The 21,072-nt window shown below is 64.4% G+C and carries 16 protein-coding genes and 2 tRNA genes; 8 read left to right on the top strand and 10 right to left on the bottom strand.

What is annotated here, in order from left to right; translation table 11 throughout:
* The first annotated feature begins 143 nt into the window (after nt 1-143).
* The 5 genes from ACVJ5M_RS22440 to ACVJ5M_RS22420 are packed head-to-tail and all read left to right on the top strand — an operon-like array spanning nt 144 to nt 6,989.
* The gene (locus ACVJ5M_RS22440) at nt 144-506 is read left to right on the top strand and encodes a hypothetical protein (protein ID WP_208087138.1); all 363 of its coding nucleotides are present in this window, start codon (nt 144-146) and stop codon (nt 504-506) included.
* A gap of 55 nt (nt 507-561) precedes the next feature.
* On the top strand, nt 562-1,836 hold the full coding sequence (ihpA, locus tag ACVJ5M_RS22435; RefSeq protein WP_354097717.1) for a divalent metal ion exporter subunit IhpA: 1,275 nt from the start codon (nt 562-564) through the stop codon (nt 1,834-1,836).
* Nucleotides 1,833-2,807: a divalent metal ion exporter adaptor subunit IhpB gene (ihpB, locus tag ACVJ5M_RS22430; RefSeq protein ID WP_354097718.1), complete on the top strand. Its 975-nt coding sequence runs from the start codon at nt 1,833-1,835 to the stop codon at nt 2,805-2,807. The genes ihpA and ihpB overlap by 4 nt, the downstream gene beginning before the upstream one ends.
* Nucleotides 2,800-6,012, top strand: coding sequence for an efflux RND transporter permease subunit (locus tag ACVJ5M_RS22425; RefSeq protein ID WP_354097719.1), 3,213 nt, complete (start codon nt 2,800-2,802; stop codon nt 6,010-6,012). The genes ihpB and ACVJ5M_RS22425 overlap by 8 nt, the downstream gene beginning before the upstream one ends.
* Nucleotides 6,013-6,014: 2 nt before the next feature.
* Nucleotides 6,015-6,989 carry a cation diffusion facilitator family transporter gene (locus tag ACVJ5M_RS22420; RefSeq protein WP_354100155.1) on the top strand — a complete coding sequence of 325 codons (975 nt, stop codon included), beginning with the start codon at nt 6,015-6,017 and terminating at the stop codon, nt 6,987-6,989.
* 123 nt (nt 6,990-7,112) lie between these two features.
* Here ACVJ5M_RS22420 and ACVJ5M_RS22415 read toward each other — a convergent pair whose 3' ends face one another.
* Nucleotides 7,113-7,973, bottom strand: a complete 861-nt coding sequence (locus ACVJ5M_RS22415; RefSeq protein ID WP_354097721.1) for a class I SAM-dependent methyltransferase — start codon at nt 7,971-7,973, stop codon at nt 7,113-7,115.
* A gap of 179 nt (nt 7,974-8,152) precedes the next feature.
* On the bottom strand, nt 8,153-8,344 hold the full coding sequence (locus tag ACVJ5M_RS22410) for a hypothetical protein (RefSeq protein ID WP_014494837.1): 192 nt from the start codon (nt 8,342-8,344) through the stop codon (nt 8,153-8,155).
* 433 nt (nt 8,345-8,777) lie between these two features.
* On the opposite strand from ACVJ5M_RS22410, the gene ACVJ5M_RS22405 reads away from it, so the two are divergent.
* Nucleotides 8,778-8,854: transfer RNA gene (locus ACVJ5M_RS22405), tRNA-Val, on the top strand.
* Nucleotides 8,855-8,946: 92 nt separating this feature from the next.
* On the opposite strand, the gene ACVJ5M_RS22400 is transcribed toward ACVJ5M_RS22405, so the two are convergent.
* The 6 genes from ACVJ5M_RS22400 to ACVJ5M_RS22375 form a co-directional block, all read right to left on the bottom strand.
* The gene (locus ACVJ5M_RS22400; RefSeq protein WP_354097722.1) at nt 8,947-9,351 is read right to left on the bottom strand and encodes a GFA family protein; all 405 of its coding nucleotides are present in this window, start codon (nt 9,349-9,351) and stop codon (nt 8,947-8,949) included.
* A gap of 70 nt (nt 9,352-9,421) precedes the next feature.
* Complete coding sequence (gene lon / locus ACVJ5M_RS22395) at nt 9,422-11,845, bottom strand: endopeptidase La (RefSeq protein ID WP_028149034.1); 2,424 nt, start codon at nt 11,843-11,845, stop codon at nt 9,422-9,424.
* A 324-nt stretch (nt 11,846-12,169) separates the two neighbouring features.
* On the bottom strand, nt 12,170-13,441 hold the full coding sequence (gene clpX, locus ACVJ5M_RS22390) for an ATP-dependent Clp protease ATP-binding subunit ClpX (RefSeq protein ID WP_014494834.1): 1,272 nt from the start codon (nt 13,439-13,441) through the stop codon (nt 12,170-12,172).
* A gap of 461 nt (nt 13,442-13,902) precedes the next feature.
* Complete coding sequence (locus tag ACVJ5M_RS22385) at nt 13,903-14,535, bottom strand: ATP-dependent Clp protease proteolytic subunit (RefSeq protein WP_063982958.1); 633 nt, start codon at nt 14,533-14,535, stop codon at nt 13,903-13,905.
* Nucleotides 14,536-14,935: 400 nt separating this feature from the next.
* Nucleotides 14,936-16,297: a trigger factor gene (tig, locus tag ACVJ5M_RS22380; RefSeq protein WP_085400716.1), complete on the bottom strand. Its 1,362-nt coding sequence runs from the start codon at nt 16,295-16,297 to the stop codon at nt 14,936-14,938.
* A 174-nt stretch (nt 16,298-16,471) separates the two neighbouring features.
* Nucleotides 16,472-16,556 (bottom strand) — tRNA-Leu (locus ACVJ5M_RS22375).
* Nucleotides 16,557-16,710: 154 nt separating this feature from the next.
* Here ACVJ5M_RS22375 and ACVJ5M_RS22370 point away from each other — a divergent pair.
* Nucleotides 16,711-18,039 carry a multicopper oxidase family protein gene (locus tag ACVJ5M_RS22370; RefSeq protein ID WP_354097723.1) on the top strand — a complete coding sequence of 443 codons (1,329 nt, stop codon included), beginning with the start codon at nt 16,711-16,713 and terminating at the stop codon, nt 18,037-18,039.
* Nucleotides 18,040-18,043: 4 nt separating this feature from the next.
* Here ACVJ5M_RS22370 and ACVJ5M_RS22365 read toward each other — a convergent pair whose 3' ends face one another.
* Complete coding sequence (locus ACVJ5M_RS22365) at nt 18,044-18,481, bottom strand: GNAT family N-acetyltransferase (RefSeq protein ID WP_085400719.1); 438 nt, start codon at nt 18,479-18,481, stop codon at nt 18,044-18,046.
* A 93-nt stretch (nt 18,482-18,574) separates the two neighbouring features.
* On the opposite strand from ACVJ5M_RS22365, the gene ACVJ5M_RS22360 reads away from it, so the two are divergent.
* Nucleotides 18,575-19,514, top strand: a protein-coding gene (locus ACVJ5M_RS22360) for an IS630 family transposase (RefSeq protein WP_425364243.1) whose coding sequence is annotated in 2 segments (ribosomal slippage) — nt 18,575-18,910 and nt 18,912-19,514 — 939 coding nt in all. Because the reading frame shifts where the segments join, the coding sequence is not laid out codon by codon here.
* Nucleotides 19,515-19,526: 12 nt separating this feature from the next.
* Here ACVJ5M_RS22360 and ACVJ5M_RS22355 read toward each other — a convergent pair.
* Nucleotides 19,527-21,026 carry an NAD(P)H-hydrate dehydratase gene (locus tag ACVJ5M_RS22355; protein ID WP_354098914.1) on the bottom strand — a complete coding sequence of 500 codons (1,500 nt, stop codon included), beginning with the start codon at nt 21,024-21,026 and terminating at the stop codon, nt 19,527-19,529.
* Nucleotides 21,027-21,072: the final 46 nt, after the last annotated feature.

Here is a 21,072-nt window from a genome sequence, read left to right as displayed (position 1 = left end):
CGATGGCGATGAACGGACGTCGCTGCTTGCAATCGCATGGATACATGCGGGTGCGACGTTCAGTTCCGCACACGTAACATTATTGCGGGTCGACACTGTTCCAGTCGCCATGCTACGAACCCGGACGTAACCAGAGTGACTTCGTGACTGCGATCCGCCGCCCGATCAGATTGTTTCGCCTGCGCAACTGGCGCGGGCTGTTGGCTGCGTGTCTCGCAATCAGCTACCTGCTGTCGGGCGTGTTGCATACGTGCCAATGCCTGGACGTGACCAATCCGTTCGGCCAGCTGGAAATCGCTGCGTCGCCGGGACCCGATTCCGGAGATACGGATAGCAAGACGCTAGCAGCCCATCACTGTCATGGCTGTTTCTCGGTGGTCTTCGCGCAACTGCTGCTGCCTGACGCAATGTCGGAGTTGGTGGCCGCGTCAGATCCGCCTCGTCTGACTGTGCTTGCAGGCGTCGTGCCCGACACCGACTCTCCGCCCCCCAAACATCTGACCTGAACTGATCAGCCGGGCGCCCGTGCGCCTACGATGCTATTGTTCACAGGTCACCTTCATGTCTTGCAGACGGACTGCCGCGCGCCTGGCGTGCGCGATGGCGATTTTCGTCAGCCCCTGGCTGACGCAGCACGCCCACGCCCAGACCCTGTCCATGCGCGCCGCGCTCACGCGCGCCTTGGCAGCGAGCCCGCGGCTCACCGCGGCAGAGCGCGACGTCGGCATCGCCACGGGGCAGCGCATCCAGGCCGGCGCGCTGCTCAATCCGGAGCTGTCCTATGAGCAGGACAATTCGTTCGGGTCGGGCATCTATCGCGGCACGAGATCGGCCGAGACGACGCTCCAGATCAGCCAGGCCTTCGAGCTGTTCGGCAAGCGTGATGCGCGGATCGCCGCAGGCGCCGCCGGCATCGAGGTGGCCGCGATCCAGCGCAAGGCGGTCAGGCTGGAGGTGCTGTCGGAGACTGCGATCGCCTTCCTCAGCGTGCTCGGCGCGCAGCGGCGCATCCAGATCCTCGACGAGCAGATCGCCGCGATCGACCGGCTGACGCCGCTGCTGCGCCGCCGCGTCGAGGCCGGCGCCTCCTCGCCGGCCGAGACCGGCCGCGCCGAGGTGGCGTCCGCCCTGGTGAAGGCCGACCGCGAACGCTTCAAGGCAACGCTGGCGAGCGCCAGGCGCGAGCTTGCGGTGCTGATGGGGGATCCCGCGGCAAAGTTCGGCGAGGTCTCCGGCCGGCTCGATACCACGGGAAAGACGCCGACGTTCCAGTCGGTCGTGGCCGCCATCGATGCCAATCCGCAGCTGGTGCGCTGGACCGCGGTCTATGCCCAGCGCAACGCCGAGCTGTTGATGGCGCGCTTAAGGCCCTATCCCGACGTGCGGATCGCGGCGGGATGGCGCCATTTCAACGAGACCAATGACGACGCGGTGCGCCTCACCGTCTCGGTGCCGATCCCCGTGTTCGACCAGAACCAGGGCAATATCCTCTCGGCGCAGGAAAGCCTCGCCAAGACCAGGGCCGAGCGCGAGGCCAACCGCAACACGCTGATCGTGGTCGCCGGCCGCGCCTACGACTCGCTCCAGGGCTCGCTGCGCGAGCTCGCGGTGCTGCGCGAGAGCGCGATTCCGAAAGCCACGGAAGCCTCGGAGGCGATCGCGCAGGGCTACGGCCAGGGCCGCTTCTCGCTGCTCGAAGTGCTCGACGCTCAGGCGAGCGTCACCCAGGCGCGGCTGCGCGAGCAGGAGGCGCTGCAGAACTTCCATGCCGGCGTTGCGACCATCGAAGGCCTCGTCGGCAATCCCTTTGCGCTGGCCCGGGAGAGCGCGCGATGAAGACATCCTCCACCATCCTGATCGCCATCGTTGCCGCCGCACTCGGCGCTTACGGCTATTCCCTGCTCGCGCCCAAGGTCGCGCCGACGGAGCATGCCGAGCATTCCGAACAGAAGAAGCCGAACGACCATGTCGAGCAGGACGAACACGGCGCCGACCGCATCCGCATCTCCGACGTCAAGCTGGCAGCTGCCGGTGTCACGCTGGCGGAGGCCGGGAGTGCGACGCTGACCGATACGCTGTCCTTCAACGGCATCTTGCGCGCCAACCAGGAAGCCGTTGTGCAGGTGACACCGCGCTTTCCGGGGGTCGCCAAATCGATCCAGAAGCGCATCGGCGACAGGGTCGGCAAGGACGATCTGCTCGCCGCGATCGAGAGCAACCAGAGCCTCACCGTCTACGAGCTCAAGGCGCCGATCGCCGGCACCATCATCGAGCGGCAGATCTCGCTCGGCGAATACGTCTCCGAGCAGAAGCCGGCCTTCGTGGTCGCCGACCTCTCGACGATCTGGGTCGACCTGTCGATCTACCGGCAGGACCTCCGGCGCGTTCGCCTCAATGACGAGGTGCTGATCGATCCCGACGACGGCCGCGGCGAGATCAAGGGCACGATCGCCTACATGGCGCCGATCGGCAGTAGCGAGACCCAGACCGCGCTCGCCCGCGTGGTGCTGCCAAATCCGGACGGGCGCTTGCGTCCCGGCCTGTTCGTCACGGCGCGGCTTGTGCTCGCAAAACGTCACGTCGCCGTGGCGGTACGCACAGGGGCGATCCAGATGCTGGAGAATAAGACGGTCGTGTTCGTCCGCGAAGACGACGACAAGATCGAGGCCCGCCCCGTGGAAACAGGCGATTCCGATGCGAAGTTCGTGGAGATCCGTGCAGGCCTCTCGGCCGGCGAACGCTACGTCGCCGAGAACAGCTTCGTGGTGAAGGCGGAGATGGGCAAGGGAGAGGCCGACCATGATTGACGCCCTCCTCGCCCTCGCCATCCGCCAGCGCTGGATGGTCATCCTCATCACACTCGCGGTCGGCGCCTTCGGCGCCTGGAACTTCACGCGTCTGCCGATCGATGCCGTGCCTGATGTCACGAACGTCCAGGTCCAGATCAACACCCGTGCGCCCGGCCTATCGCCGCTCGAATCCGAGCAGCGGATCACCTTTCCGATCGAGACCGCGATGGGTGGCCTGCCCAAGCTCGAATATACCCGGTCGATCTCGCGCTACGGTCTCAGCCAGGTCACCGTCGTGTTCCAGGACGGCACCGATATCTATTTCGCACGCCAGCTCGTTAACGAGCGCATCCAGCAGGCACGCGACCAGTTGCCGGCCGGCGTCGAAGTTGCGATGGGGCCGATCTCGACCGGTCTCGGCGAGATCTACGTCTACTCGGTGGAAGCCAAGCCGGGCGCGAAATCTCCGACCGGCCTCGAATTCACGCCGACGGAATTGCGTACCATCCAGGACTGGATCATCAAGCCGCAATTGCGCACCATCCCCGGCGTGATCGAGGTCAACTCGATCGGCGGCTACGAGCGGCAATTCCACGTGCTGCCGATCCCCGCCCGTCTGATGGCCTACAAGCTCGGTTTCCGCGACATCATGACGGCGCTGACCGCCAACAACGCCAATGTCGGCGCTGGCTATATCGAGCGCAACGGCGAGCAATATCTCGTCCGAGCGCCCGGCCAGGTCGCCAATATCGACGACATCAAGGACATCGTGATCGGCTCGCGTGGCGGGGTGCCGGTACGTATCCGTGACGTCGCCGACGTGCAGGAAGGGCACGAGCTCCGCATGGGCGCGGCGTCAGCCAACGGCAAGGAGACCGTGCTCGGCACCACCATGCTGCTGATCGGCGAGAACAGCCGCACCGTAGCCCAGCGCGTGGCGGCTCGACTCAACGAGATCGCAAAATCGCTGCCTGAGGGCGTGATCGCGCACGCGGTTTACGACCGCACGCATCTGGTGGAAGCCACCATCGAGACCGTCGAGAAGAACCTCGTCGAGGGCGCGGCGCTGGTGATTGCAGTGCTGTTCCTGATCCTCGGCAACATCCGCGCCGCCCTGATCACCACCTGTGTCATTCCCCTCTCGATGCTGTTTACGATATCAGGCATGGTCGAAAGCAAGGTCAGCGCCAATTTGATGAGCCTGGGCGCGATCGATTTCGGCATCATCGTCGACGGCGCAGTCATCATCGTCGAAAACTGTTTGCGGCTGCTCGCCGTCGAGCAGAGCCGGCGCGGACGGCTGCTGTCGCTGGAGGAACGGCTGGAGACGATTCACGCGGGCGCGCGCGAGGTCATCAAGCCGAGCCTGTTCGGCACGTTGATCATCGCGGTCGTCTATCTCCCGGTCCTCACCCTGACGGGCACCGAGGGCAAGATGTTCACGCCGATGGCGCTGACCGTGCTGATGGCGCTCGCGGGCGCGGCGCTGCTGTCGGTCACGTTCGTCCCGGCTGCGGTGGCGATCTTCGTCACCGGCAAGGTCTCGGAGAAGGAGAACATCTTCATGCGGGCGGCAAAACGGTTCTATTTGCCGCTGCTCGAGCGTGCCATCCGCTACCGTGGCAGCGTCGCGTTTGGTGCCGTCCTGATCGTCGCCGGCAGCATCTTCGCCGCGACGCGCATGGGCGGCGAGTTCATCCCGAGCCTGGACGAAGGCGACATTACCATCGAGACCATCCGAATTCCCGGCACCAGCCTGACCCAGAGCGCCGACATGCAGATTCGGCTGGAGAAAGCGGTCAAGCAGGTTCCAGAGGTGGCGACGGTCTTCTCCAAGATGGGCACCGCCGAAATCGCCAACGATCCGATGCCGCCGAATGTCGCCGACACCTTCGTGACGCTGAAGCCGCGTGAGGAATGGCCCGATCCCGCCAAGCCGAAGAACGAGGTGATCGAGGACATCGAGCGCACCGCCAACACCCTGCCCGGCACTGCCTATGCGATGACCCAACCGATCCAGATGCGCTTCAACGAGCTGATCGCCGGTATCCGCAGCGATGTTGGCGTCAAGATCTTCGGCGACGATCTCGACGTGCTGGCCGGCATCGCCCAGCAGGTCAACGGCGTGGTCCGCGGCATCGAGGGTGCCGCCGACGTAAAGACCGAGCAGGTCGCAGGCCTGCCGATCCTCACCGTCAAGCTCGACCGCCAAGCGTTGTCGCGTTACGGACTCAGTCTCAGCGAGGTGCAGAACCTGGTCGAGATCGCGATCGGCGGCAAGCCGGTCGGAAAGCTGTTCGAGGGCGATCGCCGCTTCGACATCGTGGTGCGGCTGCCGGAAAACCTGCGGGCCAACCCCGATACGATCAAATCGCTGCCGATCCCGCTGCCGCCGGGCGACGATGTCCCCGCCGTCACCAAGTCCGCCTGGCCGGGTGCATCGGGTTCGACGCCCCGCTACGTGCCCCTGTCCTCGGTTGCGACGATCGAGATCGCGCCCGGCCCCAACCAGATCAGCCGCGAGAACGGCAAGCGCCGCGTGGTGGTGATGGCCAACGTTCGCGGGCGCGACCTGCGCTCCTTCGTCGCCGAGGCCCAAGAGGCCGTGGCCGAGAAGGTCAAGCTGCCGCCCGGCTACTGGATCGGCTGGGGCGGACAGTTCGAGCAGCTGGTGTCGGCGACCAAGCGGCTGACGATCGTGGTGCCGGTTGCGCTGCTGCTGGTATTCCTGCTGCTGTTCATGGGCATGGGATCGGCGGCGGATGCGGCGCTGGTGTTCTCCGGCGTGCCGCTGGCGCTGACCGGCGGGGTCGCCGCGCTGTTGCTGCGCGGTATTCCCTTATCGATCAGCGCCGGCGTCGGCTTCATCGCATTGTCGGGCGTGGCTGTTCTCAACGGCCTCGTCATCATCGCCTTCATCGAGCGGCTGCGCAGTGAGGGGCGGCCCGTTGCCGACGCGGTGCGCGAGGGTGCGCTGACGCGGCTGCGCCCGGTGCTGATGACCGCGCTGGTCGCCTCCCTCGGCTTCGTGCCGATGGCGCTCGCCACCGGCGCCGGCGCCGAGGTGCAGCGTCCGCTGGCGACCGTGGTGATCGGCGGCATCATCTCCTCGACCGTGCTGACGCTGCTGGTGCTGCCGGCGCTCTATGCGCTGTTCCGGCGTGACGGGGCTGCCGAAACGCCTACAATGGCGCCTGATTTGGCGGCGTCCGGGGAGCGCTAGATTTGGGCAGCCACGACCATCACGGACATCACCACCATGATCATGCCGGCCACGGGCATGATCACGGGCATAACCACGGTTCTGGCCACGCGCATGTCCATGCGCCCGCCAATTTTGGCACGGCATTCGCGATCGGCATTTCGCTCAACACCGCGCTGGTCGTAGCCGAGGCGATCTACGGCTATATCGGCAACTCCACCGCCCTGCTCGCCGATGCCGGCCACAACCTCAGCGACGTGCTCGGCCTGGTCGTGGCCTGGTGCGCATCGATCGCGGCACGGCGCGCGCCGAGCGGCCGCTTCACCTATGGCTTTCGCGCCTCCACCATCCTGGCGGCGCTTGCGAACGCGGTGTTCCTGCTGGTCGCGACCGGCGCGATCGGCTGGGAAGCGATCTTGCGGCTGCGCGAGCCGGAGCCGGTCGCGGGCGTCACCGTGATGGTGGTCGCCGGCATCGGCATCCTCATCAACGGTTTTACCGCCATGCTGTTCGCGCGCGGACGCAAGGACGACATCAACATCGAAGGCGCCTATCTGCACATGGCGGCCGACGCCGCGGTCTCGCTCGGCGTCGTGGTCTCGGCGGCGCTGATCATCTGGACCGGCTGGCTCTGGCTCGATCCCGTCACCAGCCTCGTCATCTGCGCCACCATCCTCTGGAGCACCACCAGCCTGCTGCGCGGCTCCATCGACATGTCGATGGCGGCCGCGCCGAAGGGCACCGACATCGCCGCGATCAAGATCTTTCTGCTGGAGCGGCCCGGCGTCTCGGGAATCCACGATCTCCACGTCTGGCCGATCTCGACCACCGAGACGGCGCTGACCTGCCATCTCGTCATGCCCACGGGAGCCGGCGATGCATTCCTGATGGAGACGGCGCAGCAGCTCAAGGCGTCATTCCGCATCGGCCACACCACGCTCCAGATCGAGATGCATCCCGACAATGGCTGCGCGCTCGCGCCGGATGATGTGGTGTAGGACTCACAGGCCCATCCACGCCGTCACTGCGAGGAGCGAAGCGACGAAGCAATCCAGACTGTCTCCGCGGAGGCAGTCTGGATTGCTTCGCTACGCTCGCAATGACGGTGGATAGAGCGTCGCCTACGCCGCCTTCGCCGTGACGATCCAGATCGCGCCCGGCAACGCTACGCTTTGTCCCTTCATGAACGGCGCGAGCATCTCGCGGATCGAGGCTTTTGCAGCGGCATATGTCTCCGGCGGATGGCCTTGCAGCGCGCGGCTGGCGGGGCCGATCTGGAGCGAGCCCTCGACCGCGGCATCAAGCCCACCGCCGATTGCGACATCCATAGCGAGATTATGCGGCTCCATCGCCACGTCCACGAATCCCGCGCCCTTGAGGATGCGCGTCACGCGCTCCTCTGAGGCGAAGGCGAACGGGCCCGGTTCTTCCGGCCCGACCGGCGGCATCTTCGGGACATGTTTGTAGACCGCCATCAGCGGCGCCATCATCCACGGATTTTCCTTCGGCTCGCGCCAGCAGGCAAAGGCGAGCCGTCCGGTCGGCTTCAGCGCGCGGCGGAGGTTGGTGAAAGACGCGATCGGGTCGGCGAAGAACATCACGCCGAAGCGCGACGCCAACAGGTCAAAGCTCGCTGGCTCGAACGGATGGACTGTCGCATCCGCCAGCACGAAATCGAGCGGCAGGCCTTTTGGCGCAAACGCACGCGCCTGCGACAGCATCGGATCGGAGACGTCGAGGCCGAGCGCGAAGCCATCAGGCGCGACCGCCCTCGCGAACGCGAACGTCGTCGCACCGGAGCCGCAGCCGACGTCGAGAACGCGTTCACCCGGCTTCGGCTTGGCGCGGTCGATCAGCACGTCGGCGATGGGGCCGAGCAAGCTTTCCTGGGCCGCGTGCCGATCGGCCCAGCGCTGCCCGCTCGGACCGTTCCAATAGGCGATCTGGTCGGCATTCTCTGCGTGTCCGCTTGGCTGTTCCATGGATCCCCTCCGGCAGCTTGGTCGAAAGACCCCGATGCCGAAAAGCAAGGACGCCGTCAACTGAGGCGACCTGCTCGGTCCACCTGTCAGCGAGACGTTCTTGCGTTCACGCCGCACGGCACGGCGTCAGAGGTTGACGGACGCTGAGGTCTTCAACTGCCGACCTGCGCTACGCCGGATCATTCGGCCGCGAGCGAAACTCCGGTTCGCTTGGCGAGGACGCGGCGAAAGTCGGCTGCCAGCTCGTCGTAATAGTTGGCAAGCTCCTCGTAGAAGGCCCGACCGGCCTCATCAGGAGCTTCTTGAGCCGCTTTCATGCAGTGGGCGGCTTTCGACTCGTACCTTTCCAGCTTGATGCGAAGATCACTCATCACGGCGATACTCCACGCTGCCACAGGGAGCCGTAACGTTGGTTCGGATGGCGATCAAAAAGATGACCGAAAAAGGGCAATTTTGGACCCTTGGAGGGCGGCTCGTGGGCGTCCGATGCCAGGCGCAAGGAGCCAGGACAGCCGCCAGCGGCCAAATCGGCGCGCCGTCAGCCGGAACTACCAAATTGGAATGATCGAGCCGCGGCGGCTCATGCGTCGCACTTCGCGCAAACACGCCCGGCAAAAATGTCGGTAGATGAGGTCCAGCAGAGCACACATTGGCCACCCCTCCATCGTGAATTGCGGTGGACATTGGCCGACTCGCACACGGACGCCTGTGACAATCATCACAAAGGCGGTCTTGCTCGAGCCCTGTTTGCGATGCGTTCGGGCCTTGCTCGAACACCCGCGGGAGGGCTAAAGAGGCGCCTTGGGGCGGTTAGCTCAGCTGGTTAGAGCATCTCGTTTACACCGAGAGGGTCCGCGGTTCGAATCCGTGACCGCCCACCAGCCTGCGCTCGCGCAGCGACGCAGGCTGCCACGCCGAATCCCAACGGGCGAAGTCGGGCTTTTTGCGGCGAGCTTCGGCTTGGCAAGCCAGCCTAATCCCCCGGCCTCCCCGGCAGCAGCGGCACCGCGTCGATCCACACCGCCGCCGACTGGCACCAGATCTGCCTGACGGGCCGCAATTTATCGCGCTGGCGGATTGAGCCCCAGCGGATGCCCCAATCGTCGGCCTGATCACCCTCGCCGCTGGTGAACAGCGGGGAACCGCAGTCGGCGCAGAAGTGCTGGAAACGCATCCGGCCGTTGTCGCCGCGCTTGCCGTAGACTTTTGGCGTGCCGCTGGTCAGCCTGACGTCGGCCTTGGTGCAGATCGCGGTCACCCGGAACGGCGATCCCGTCAGGGCCTGGCAGTCCCGGCAATGGCAGACCGACACCGTCTCGGGGTCGATCTCGGCCTCAAAGGTGATCTGCCCGCAATGGCACTGCCCGTCGATCTGCATCGCCCTGATCCCCTGCCCCCAAAACAAAAACGGCGCCCGAAGGCGCCGTTTTATCATCTTTCGCTGAACCTTAGTGAGCGGTCAGTCCGCCGGCGGCCTCGTCCCCGTCCGGCTTCACCGTCACCTTGGTATCTTCTTCCCAGACGATCGGCACCGGCTTCTTCACCAGCGCCTTGGCGACGACGTCGTCCAGACGCGACACCGGGATGATCTCCATGCCGCCCTTGATCGCATCGGAAATCTCCGTGAGATCCTTGGCGTTATCCTCGGGGATCAGCACCGTCTTGATGCCGCCGCGGGCAGCGGCCAGCAGCTTCTCCTTCAAGCCGCCGATCGGCAACACACGGCCGCGCAGCGTGATCTCGCCGGTCATCGCGACATCGTGGCGGACCGGAATGCCGGTCATGACCGAGATGATCGCGGTGGCCATCGCCACGCCCGCCGACGGACCGTCCTTCGGCGTCGCGCCTTCCGGCACGTGCACGTGGATGTCGCGCCGGTCGAACAGCGGCGGCTCGATGCCGTAGACGATCGCACGCGAGCGCACGTAGGACGCCGCCGCCGAGATCGATTCCTTCATCACGTCGCGCAGATTGCCCGTGACCGTCATCTTGCCCTTGCCGGGCATCATGACGCCTTCGATCGTCAACAGCTCGCCGCCGACATCGGTCCAGGCCAGGCCCGTGACGATACCGACCTGCGGCTCGCTCTCGATCTCGCCGAAGCGGTACTTCGGCACGCCGAGCAACTCTTCCAGAGTCTTCTCGGTGACCTTGACCGACTTCTTCTTGGAGATCATCAGCTCCTTCACCGCCTTGCGGGCGAGTGTGGAGAGCTCACGCTCCAGATTACGCACGCCCGCTTCGCGGGTGTAGCGGCGGATCAACAGCAGCAGCGCGTCGTCGTCGATCGAGAACTCCTTGGAGTCCAAGCCGTGCTTGGACACCGCGTTCGGGATCAGATGCTTGCGCGCGATCTCGACCTTCTCGTTCTCGGTGTAGCCCGCGATCCGGATGATCTCCATGCGGTCCATCAGCGGTCCCGGAATATTGAGCGTATTCGCGGTCGTGATGAACATCACGTTGGACAGATCGTAGTCGACCTCGAGGTAGTGGTCGTTGAAGGTCCCGTTCTGCTCGGGGTCGAGGACCTCGAGCAGCGCCGAAGACGGATCGCCGCGGAAATCGGCGCCCATCTTGTCGATCTCGTCCAGCAGGAACAGCGGATTGGACGACTTCGCCTTCCGCATCGACTGGATGATCTTGCCGGGCATCGAACCGATATAGGTGCGGCGGTGACCGCGGATCTCGGCCTCGTCGCGCACGCCGCCGAGCGAGACGCGCACGAATTCGCGCCCCGTCGCCTTCGCGATCGACTTGCCGAGCGAGGTCTTACCGACGCCGGGAGGTCCGACGAGGCAGAGGATCGGTCCGGTCAGCTTGTTGGCGCGTGACTGCACCGCGAGATACTCGACGATACGGTCCTTGACCTTCTCCAGCCCGTAGTGATCGGCATCCAGAACCGCCTGCGCCGATTCCAGATCCTTCTTCACCTTGGACTTCTTGTTCCACGGGATCGACAGCAGCCAATCCAGATAGTTGCGCACGACGGTCGCTTCCGCGGACATCGGCGACATCTGGCGCAGCTTCTTCAATTCATGCTGCGCCTTCTCGCGCGCTTCCTTGGAGAGCTTGGTCTTGGAGATCTTCTCTTCGAGATCGGCGAGTTCGTCGCGACCGTCGTCGTCGCCGAGCTCCTTCTGGATCGCCTTCATCTGCTCGTTGAGATAATACTCGCGCTGGGTCTTCTCCATCTGGCGCTTGACGCGCGAGCGGATGCGCTTCTCGACCTGCAGCACCGAGATCTCGCTCTCCATCAGGCCCAGCACCTTCTCGAGGCGCGTGGTGACCGACAGCGTCTCCAGGATTTGCTGGCGATCCGCAATCTTGACGGCGAGATGCGAGGCAACGGTGTCGGCGAGCTTGGCGAAATCGGTGATCGCCTGCACGACGCCGACGACCTCGGCCGAGATCTTCTTGTTGAGCTTCACATAGCTCTCGAAATCGGACACGACCGAGCGCGACAGTGCCTCCGCCTCGACCGATTTCGCATCGGTGTCGGCGAGCGCAATCGCGGTCGCTTCGTAGTACTCGCTGCGATCGGTGTACTTCTGCACGCGCGCACGCTCGAGCCCTTCGACCAGCACCTTCACGGTGCCGTCGGGAAGCTTCAAGAGCTGAAGCACGCTGGCGAGCGTACCGGTCTCGTAAATGGCATCGGGCGCCGGGTCATCGTCGGACGCGTTCTTCTGCGTCGCGAGCATGATCAGCGCGTCGTTCTTCATCACCTCTTCGAGCGCGCGGATCGACTTCTCGCGACCGACGAAGAGCGGAACGATCATGTGCGGGAAGACGACGATGTCGCGCAGCGGCAGCACGGGATAGGCGTGCGTTTCGCCATGGACGATGGTTGGCCGGGGTTTTGGATTAGTCATGGCCTTTTCCTTTTGCTTTGCCCCCTTGCACGCAGCCCGCCATGCTCATGCGCAACCGCCACAAGGTGCCGAGGTGATCCAGAAAACCGGCCTACCATTCGAAGGTTGGACCGGGCTTGCCGGATCGGAACTGAGGCGAATCTTGAAGAGAATTCTCGCTCGCCGCCGACATTAGGTGGCTATCGACCGGGGGGGTGTCAAGTCATTGAAAGACGCGCGCCATCAGGCGCTTACGCACGCGTATAAGCGACGCAACATCGGCTGCGGAGAACCATTCCGCAGCCGCTACTATCAAAGACGATTGGAGCGTTCCAGCGCCGTAAATCAGGCGCTGGCGTTCTCGACGGCGCGATCGGACCGATCGGCGTAGATGTAGAGCGGACGGGCCGTACCTTCCACGACTTCGCGCGAAATCACGACTTCTTCCACACCTTCGAGGCCCGGCAGGTCGAACATGGTCTCGAGCAGGATCGCCTCGAGGATCGAACGCAGACCACGCGCGCCGGTCTTGCGCTCGATCGCCTTGCGGGCGACCGCGCCAAGCGCCTCGTCGGCGAAGGTCAGCTCGATGTTCTCCATCTCGAACAGCCGCTGGTACTGTTTCACCAGCGCGTTCTTCGGCTCGGTGAGAATCTTCTTCAGCGAGGTCTCGTCCAGATCCTCGAGCGTCGCCACGACCGGCAGACGGCCGACGAATTCGGGGATGAGACCGTACTTCAGGAGGTCCTCAGGCTCGACGTGGCGGAAGATCTCGCCGGTACGGCGATCCTCCGGCGCGAGCACCTGGGCGGCGAAGCCGATCGAGGTCGACCGCCCGCGCGCCGAGATGATCTTCTCGAGGCCGGCGAACGCACCGCCGCAGATGAACAGGATGTTGGTGGTATCCACCTGCAGGAACTCCTGCTGCGGATGCTTGCGGCCGCCCTGCGGCGGGACCGAAGCCACCGTGCCTTCCATGATCTTCAGCAGCGCCTGCTGCACGCCCTCACCCGACACGTCGCGCGTGATCGAGGGATTGTCGGACTTGCGGCTGATCTTGTCGATTTCGTCGATGTAGACGATGCCGCGCTGGGCGCGCTCGACATTGTAGTCGGCGGCCTGGAGCAGCTTCAGGATGATGTTCTCGACGTCCTCGCCGACATAGCCGGCTTCGGTCAGCGTCGTGGCATCGGCCATCGTGAACGGCACGTCCAGGATGCGGGCGAGCGTCTGCGCGAGCAGCGTCTTGCCCGAACCGGTCGGACCGATCAGCAGGATGTTCGACTTCGCGAGCTCAACGTCGTTGTGCTTGGTCTGGTGGTTGAGGCGCTTGTAGTGATTGTGCACCGCGACCGACAGGACCTTCTTCGCATGGCTCTGGCCGATGACGTAATCGTCCAGGACCTTGCAGATTTCCTTCGGCGTCGGAATGCCGTCGCGCGACTTCACGAGCGAGGATTTGTTTTCCTCGCGGATGATGTCCATGCAGAGCTCAACGCACTCGTCGCAGATGAAGACCGTGGGACCCGCGATCAGTTTGCGGACTTCGTGCTGGCTCTTGCCGCAGAACGAGCAATACAGTGTGTTCTTGGAGTCGCTCGTGCCGACCTTACTCATTCATGTCTCCGTCCGCGGTTCGATCCCGCTCCGCTCGATCGCTCCATTCCGGCACGCATGCCGTATGAAGTTCAAATAGAGCAAATTCCGTACCAAAAAAGACCCTACGCGTTACATCCCGTGCGAATCACGGTCACTCGATTCTCCGCGATCATAGCCGATCAATCGTAGCCAACCATGCTGTCACCCGACTATCAAGAATTCGCTAATCGAGGGGGCGCTGGCTACCCGTGACAATACCGTGATTTCACGTCTTGGCACGGACGAAGTGATCGAAATCGCCCCGGAGTTGCTGGATTGCCACGAAAAACAAGCACGAAAGCGGAACTTTCTGCCTGTCGCGGGGCGCAACACTGTTTTTGCGCCGCCGCGTAGTGCCGCCGTTAACGTGAACGTCGCCCTGACGATCCCGAGAAATCCCCATAGGTATTCCAGGGATCGATGTTGCAGCCCCGTTCGCGTTACTGCGGTTTCGCCGCCGGCTCTTCGGCGCGCTTGTCGATGACCCTGTCGACCAGGCCGAACTCCTTGGCGTCGTTCGCGGTCAGGAACTTGTCGCGTTCCAGCGCGTCCTCGATCGTCTTGTAGGTCTGACCGGTGTGCTTCACGTAGATCTCGTTGAGCCGCTTCTTCAGGTTCAGGATTTCCTGCGCGTGCAGCATGATGTCGGTGGCCTGGCCCTGGAAGCCGCCGGAGGGCTGATGCACCATGATGCGCGCGTTCGGCAGCGAGAAGCGCATATCCTTTTCGCCGGCGCAGAGCAGCAGCGAGCCCATCGAGGCGGCCTGGCCCGTGCACAGCGTCGAGACCGGCGGGCGGATGAACTGCATGGTGTCGTAGATCGCGAGGCCCGACGTCACCACGCCGCCCGGCGAGTTGATGTACATCGAGATTTCTTTCTTCGGATTTTCCGCTTCAAGGAACAGGAGCTGCGCGACCACCAGCGTCGACATGCCGTCTTCGACCGGCCCGGTCAGGAAAATGATGCGCTCCTTCAACAGGCGCGAGAAGATGTCGTAGGCGCGCTCGCCACGGTTGGTCTGCTCGACCACCATGGGCACGAGGTTCATGTAGGTTTCAACCGGATCGCGCATGAGTCACCTAGGGTTTTAGGAGGCGGACATTGCCAGTCTTGGCTGCCAGTTTAGCTGGATTTGCCGGAAGGCCGATGGACGCCAGTGATGCAGGAAGTGGGTAGAGGTAGAACGCTTGGTATAAGACTTGGTACAGGGCATACCGACAGATATAGCCCAATTCGCGCCAGACAAGTGCGGAGCGAATTAAGGCTTAATCCACGGGGCACTTGAAGCTGATTCTCGCAAATAGGCCCAGCCAGCCAGTTGGCTAGCCGGGCCCCTTTGATGATCATCCTTAATGGAAGGCTGTTCTTGAGCCCCGTTCCGATGGAATTGGAACGGGGCTCTAGATTCTAAGTTTAACGCGTTTTCTTTACGCGAACCGGTATCCACTTCGCTCGAAAACGCTCTAGAGCCTTCAGGCTGCGGTCTTTTCCGCGTCCTCGTCCTTGTACAGGTCCTCGCGCGAGACCTTCTTCTCGGTCACGTTGGCGAGTTCGAGGATGAAGTCGACGACCTTGTCCTCGTAGATCGGTGCACGAAGCTGGGCCAACGCCTGGGCGTTGCTGCGGTAATAGTCCCAGACTTCCTTCTCGCGGCCCGGCATCGAGCGAGCGCGCTCGATCACGGCGCGGCCGACCTCGTCGTCGGTCACGGTGATCTTGTTCTTCTCGCCGATCTCGGACAGCACGAGGCCGAGCCGCACACGGCGGTCTGCGATCTTGCGGTACTCGTCCTTGGCCTTGTCTTCGGTGGTATCCTCGTCCGCGAAGGTCTTGCCGGCCGAATCCATCTCGGCCTTGACCGAGTTCCACATCAGATTGAACTCCTCGTCGACGAGCGACGGCGGCGCTTCGAAGCGATGCGCCTCGTCGAGGCGGTCGAGCAGCGCACGCTTGACGCGCTGGCGCGTCGCGCCGGCGAACTCGGCAGCCAGACGCTCGCGCGCGGCTTCCTTCAGCTTGTCCAGCGATTCGAGGCCCAGCGTCTTGGCGAACTCGTCATCGATCGCGACGTCCTGCGGCGCCTCGATCGAGGTCGCCGTGGTCTCGAACTCGGCCGGCTGGCCGGCGAGCTTGTCGTTCATGTAGTTCTTGGGGAACGACACTTTCAGCGTGCGCGTCTCGCCCGCGCCGATGCCGGTGAGCTGCTCCTCGAAGCCGGGGATGAAAGTATTGGAACCGATCGCGACCTGGATGCCCTCGCCGGTGCCGCCCTCGAAGACTTCGCCGTTGATGGTGCCCTTGAAGTTGATGGTGACGCGGTCGCCCGACTCGGCCTTGGCGCCCTCGGCCTTGGCCGCATAGCCGCGGTTGCTGTCGGCGATGCGCTTGATGGCTTCGTCGACATCGGTGTCGGACACGTCGGCGACAGGCTTCTCGACCTGGAAGCTCTTGAAGTCGGCGAGCGCAATCGCGGGCACCACTTCGATCGCGACCGTGTAGGTCAGATCGGTCTTGCCGTTGAGCAGCTCCTCGACCTCGGCCTGCTCGGTCGGCATGGTGATCTTCGGCTCGGTCGCAAGGCGGAAACCGCGGTCGGAGAACAGCTGCGTGTTGGTGTCGCGGATGGTCTGGTCGATGGTCTCGGCCATCACCGAGCGGCCATAGACCTTCTTCAGGTGAGCGACCGGCACCTTGCCGGGGCGGAAGCCGTTGATGCGGACCTTGTCCTTGAGATCGACGAGTTTGGCACCAGCCTTGGCGTCGAGATCAGACGCGGGAACGCTGATCTTGAACTCGTGCTTCAAACCTTCCGAGAGGGTTTCTGTGACCTGCATGGCGTCCAATCTTCTTCTCGCTCGGCCCCGGCACGCATGCGTCGGGACGCTGTCATTAATCGAACCGGCGCGAGGCAAGACGCCTCAACGCCGGTGGTTCATCGGACCACTTCCGCCGGAAACACTCCGTGAGGAAGCAGCCCTTCGGTAATCCGTGCAAACGCTGAAAGCGCTTGGTGCGGGCGGAGGGACTCGAACCCCCACAACTTTCGTCACTGGAACCTAAATCCAGCGCGTCTACCAGTTCCGCCACGCCCGCGTGAATTTGCATCAAGACCGGCCGCGATGCCGCGGGCGGCCGGGCTTATAGCATGTGCCTGACTGTTCGCAGCAAAAAAATGGCCCGATAGCGGCAGGCTTTAAGTAGGCGCGACGGCTGGACTTATCCAGCGCTTCATGGTCCGCATCGAGCCATGAAAACGCGGATCTCTGACCCGACCCGGCGCGAGGTTTTGGCCGGACTTGGAGCTGGACTTGGAGCCGGACTTGGAGCCTCCGCAGCCGGGTTGATCGCCGGCGGCGCGGCCCCCGCTGTCACCGCCCAACTCGCCCTGCAGGCAAGGCCGGCAACCCTGGCGCTCAAGCCGGGCCAGCCGGCGACACCGATCTGGGAGCTGGCCGCCGTAAGCCATATCGGGAACGTCCGTCTCAAGCGAGGCGACCGCTGCGAGGTAGTCTTCCGGAACGACCTGCCTGTCCCGCTTGCGCCAGTCTGGTACGGCCTGAATGGCCCGGCCGCGGCCGACCCGTTGCGAGGGCGTACGCCGACTGCGCCGGATGTGACTGAAACCTCAATTGTTTCAATACCAAATGCAGGAACTCTGGCAGCCGACTTCCGCCTCTTCGAAGACGGTCTGAAGCTGCCCGCGCGTCCGCTTCCGATCATCGCCGGCGAGACAAATCGCGTCGCCGTCGACCGCGACGAGGTCTTGTTGATCGAGGAATGGCGGCTGCGGCCAGATGGGACCGCGCTTCCGCCCGGCCGCGCCCCTGGGGACACGACACCGCTCTTTACCCTCAATGGCCGGACTTCATTCGAACTCTCAGCCGCAGCCGGCGAGCGGCTGCGGCTGCGCTTTATCAACGGCTCGCAACGTTCTGTTCTGGCGATCAAATTGGAAGGCCACGAGGTCCAGGTGATGGCCCTGGACGGACAGCCGGCCGAGCCATTCCCGGCGCGCAACGGCGCCCTGGTGCTCGCCCCCGGCGCACGCGCCGACGCCTTCGTGGATGCGGCCACATCGGCCCCATTCCTGTTGCATGACGGCAAGGAGGCGCGCCAGGTCGGGATCCTCACGATATCAGGCAAGCTCGAGCGGCGCGCGCCGCTGTCGCCGCCACAGCCGCTCCCCCTGAACGACCTCCCCGAGAAGCTCGACCTCAAAGGCGCCCTGCGGTTCGATATCGCGCTCGGCGCGCCCGACGCCGGCTGGGCGCGGCCTGCAAGCTTCTCCGTCTCCTCCAATCCCGTCTTCCGCGCCAGGGCCGGCCGCACCGTCGTGCTGGCCCTCAAGAACCCCGGACCGGCCACGACCGTGTTTCACCTGCACGGCCATCATTTCCGCCTGCTCGACAAGCTCGACGACGGCTGGAAGCCCTACTGGCTCGACACGCTCGCAATCGAGCCCGGCCAAACCCAGCGCGTCGCGTTCGCGGCGACCTCACCCGGACCCTGGCTGATCGAATCCGTCGTGACCGACTGGGCCGCGCCACGGCTGGTGCGCTGGTATGGGGTGGAGTGAGCGACTACCGCCGCGTCCAGAGGTAGCGAGCGTCAGGCTCCCGCTCCTCGTTCCGCGCCCCGTCGGTTTGTTCAACCAGTGCGAACCCGCGCGTCTCATAGAAGCGCCGCGCCGGCGCGTTGCGCTGGAAGGTCCAGAGCTCCAGCCGGTCGCTGGCCCGCTTGGCGACATCAAGGAGTTCTGTGCCGACGCCGCGCCCCCGTGCGACGGGCAGTACATAGAGCTGCTCAACCCAACCTTCGTGGAAGGCGATGATCCCGCTCAGGACGTCATCATCGAACCGCCCCCACACACGGCACGTCGTGAATACGCGCTCGCGGTAGAACCAGCGGTCCTCATCGGGCGTGTGCAGCCCAACGAGCCACGGCATCGCCTGGTCGAACGCAATCCGATGGACCTGCGCGGCCGCGCCCATGTCGGTGAGCGCGAGCTGCCTGAGCACTAAAGCAGGATGGGGTTAGGTTGAATCGATTTGGGATTCCCAAATCGGTGTGTTTCTGATTCACCATGCTGGCTGGGTTGGAGGCCAGCATGGATGGGCAAGCCTTATTCTCTGGATCTTCGCAAGCGTGTCGTGTCCGCGATCGAGGGCGGGATGTCCCGCAATCAGGCAGCCAAGCAGTTTGGGGTCGCGATCAGCACAGCAATCGGTTGGATGCAACGGGTAGAGGAGACCGGCAGCGTTGAGCCTGGTCAGATGGGCGGTCATAAGCCGAAGGCGGTTTCGGGAGACCACGCGGTTTGGCTGTCGCAACGGATCAAGGACGGCGATTTCACTATACGGGGGCTCGTTGCCGAGCTTGCTGGACGCGGCCTGAAGGTCGACTATCACTCGGTGTGGGACTTCGTGCATGCCGAGAAGCTCAGCTTCAAAAAAAAGCGTGGCGGCTGGCGAACGCGATCGACCCGCGGTCGCGCGGCGGCGAGCCCAGTGGACAAAATATCAAGGACGCGTCGAAGCTGAGCGGCTCGTCTTCATCGACGAGACATGGACCAGAACCGATATGGCGCCTTTGCGGGGATGGGCGCCGCGCGGGCACAGACTTCCTGCCACGGTTCCCCACGGCCGCTGGAAGACCATGACCTTCCTGGCGGCGCTGCGCCATGACCGGATCGATGCACCATGGTTCATCGAGGGGCCGATCGATGGCGTGAGCTTCCGCACCTATGTCGAGAAGGTTCTTCTGCCTGTCCTTCGACCCGGCGATATCGTCGTCTTGGATAACCTCGGTAGCCACAGGAGCAAAGCAGTTCGCCAACTCATCCGTTCGGTCGGCGCCAAACTCTTCTTCCTGCCCAAATACTCACCCGACCTGAACCCGATCGAGCAGGTCTTTGCCAAGCTCAAGCATCTGCTCCGCAAAGCTGCCGCGCGAACCGTCGACGCGGTCTGCGCCGCAATCGGCCACGCACTCGATGCCTTCACCCCCGAGGAATGCGCCAATTACCTGAAAAATTCAGGCTATCGAACTTAATGCCATCACGCTTTAGTACTCCACCCCGAGCGCATTATAGATCCGCCGGTGCACGGCCGGCAGCGTCTCGGTCAGGTCCTCCGCGATCAGGCCGGGCCCCGCCTCGCTTCCCGCCTCGCCATGCATCCAGACGCCGATGCTGGCGGCCTCGAAGGCCGGCACACCTTGGGCGAGAAGGCCCGCAACAATGCCGGCGAGCACGTCTCCGGCGCCGGCGGTGGCGAGCCAGGGCGGCGCGTTGGCGGCGATGGTGGCGCGCCCGTCGGGCGCGGCGATGGTGGTATCCGGCCCCTTCAGCAGCACGACCGCACCACAGCGCTCGGCGGCGGCGCGGACGCGCTCCAGCTTCGAGCGGCCCGGATGTTTGTTGCTGAGGTCGGAGAACAGGCGCGGAAATTCGCCCTCGTGCGGCGTCAGCACGACCGCACTGTCCTCAGAGGACTTGATCGATTCAAACAGCCGCTCGGGGTTTGCGGCAAAGCTCGTCAGCGCATCCGCGTCCAGCACCAGATGCCGCTGCGCGTGAAGCGCCGTGTGGACCAGATCGCAGGTGCGATCGCCGACGCCCGCGCCGGGTCCGATCAGGCAGGTGTTGTAGCGTTTGTCGCCGAGCAACGCGCTGAATTCGACCGCTGTGTCGCAGGCGCGAACCATCACCGCGGTGAGCGCGCTGGCATTGATCGCGAGCGCATCGCGCGGGGTCGCCAGCGTCACGAGGCCCGCTCCGGCCCGCAAAGCCCCACGGGCGGCGAGCCGCGCCGCGCCGGTCGCGGCGGCATCGCCCGAGACCGCCAGCACGTGGCCCCGTGCGTATTTATGGCCGTCGATGCGCGGCACCGGAAAGGCGGTGCCCCAGAAATCCGGATCGTTCTCGAAGGTCCGCGGCGCGATCTCGTCCAGCACCTGTGCGTCGATGCCGATGTCGGCGACGCGCACGTGGCCGCAATGCATCCGGCCGGGCAGCAGCAAATGCGCCGGCTTCTTGCGGAAGAAGGTGACGGTCTCGGTGGCGTTCACCGCCGCACCCATCACGGCTGCGCTGGTGCCGTTGATGCCGCTCGGCAGGTCGACCGCGAGCACCGGGGCGCCGTTGGCGTTGATCGCTTCGATCATCGCATGCGCCTCGCCGTCGACCGGGCGACTGAGGCCCGCGCCGAACAGCGCATCGATGATCAGCGCGGGCTTGCCGATCGCCTGCGGATTGAACGGCAGCACCGGGTGCTTCCAGCCGCGCGCCGCGGAGGCCGCGTCACCCTGGAGCTGGTCGCGCTCGCACATCAGGATCACCGAGACGTCGCGCCCTTGCGCGGCGAGCTCCGCGGCTGCGACAAAACCGTCGCCGCCATTGTTGCCGGGACCGGCCACGATCAGGATCGGCCCCTCCTCCACCAGCGCATTGGCGGCCTCCGCGACCGCCTGCCCCGCGCTGAGCATCAGCTTGAAGCCGGGCGTGCCTGCCGCAATACTGAGCTGGTCGGCACGCTGCATTTCAGCGTTGGTCAGAACTTCCATGCCACTTCCCTGGTCCAAACGCCTTTTCAACAGGCACGTTCCGTAC

The sequence above is a fragment of the Bradyrhizobium sp. S3.7.6 genome (assembly GCF_054061875.1).
The sequence above is the reverse complement of the archived record's forward strand: the minus strand, read 5'-3'. Positions and strand labels throughout refer to the sequence as shown.

Bases quoted from the DNA above. Each gene is read 5' to 3' on its own strand.
- ihpA (WP_354097717.1), top strand. From the start codon at position 562: ATGTCTTGCAGACGGACTGCCGCGCGCCTGGCGTGCGCGATGGCGATT.
- ACVJ5M_RS22410 (WP_014494837.1), bottom strand. From the start codon at position 8,344: ATGAGTGATCTTCGCATCAAGCTGGAAAGGTACGAGTCGAAAGCCGCC.
- ACVJ5M_RS22355 (WP_354098914.1), bottom strand. From the start codon at position 21,026: ATGGAAGTTCTGACCAACGCTGAAATGCAGCGTGCCGACCAGCTCAGT.
- ACVJ5M_RS22425 (WP_354097719.1), top strand. From the start codon at position 2,800: ATGATTGACGCCCTCCTCGCCCTCGCCATCCGCCAGCGCTGGATGGTC.
- ihpB (WP_354097718.1), top strand. From the start codon at position 1,833: ATGAAGACATCCTCCACCATCCTGATCGCCATCGTTGCCGCCGCACTC.
- clpX (WP_014494834.1), bottom strand. From the start codon at position 13,441: ATGAGTAAGGTCGGCACGAGCGACTCCAAGAACACACTGTATTGCTCG.
- lon (WP_028149034.1), bottom strand. From the start codon at position 11,845: ATGACTAATCCAAAACCCCGGCCAACCATCGTCCATGGCGAAACGCAC.
- tig (WP_085400716.1), bottom strand. From the start codon at position 16,297: ATGCAGGTCACAGAAACCCTCTCGGAAGGTTTGAAGCACGAGTTCAAG.
- ACVJ5M_RS22415 (WP_354097721.1), bottom strand. From the start codon at position 7,973: ATGGAACAGCCAAGCGGACACGCAGAGAATGCCGACCAGATCGCCTAT.
- ACVJ5M_RS22400 (WP_354097722.1), bottom strand. From the start codon at position 9,351: ATGCAGATCGACGGGCAGTGCCATTGCGGGCAGATCACCTTTGAGGCC.
- ACVJ5M_RS22385 (WP_063982958.1), bottom strand. From the start codon at position 14,535: ATGCGCGATCCGGTTGAAACCTACATGAACCTCGTGCCCATGGTGGTC.
- ACVJ5M_RS22370 (WP_354097723.1), top strand. From the start codon at position 16,711: ATGAAAACGCGGATCTCTGACCCGACCCGGCGCGAGGTTTTGGCCGGA.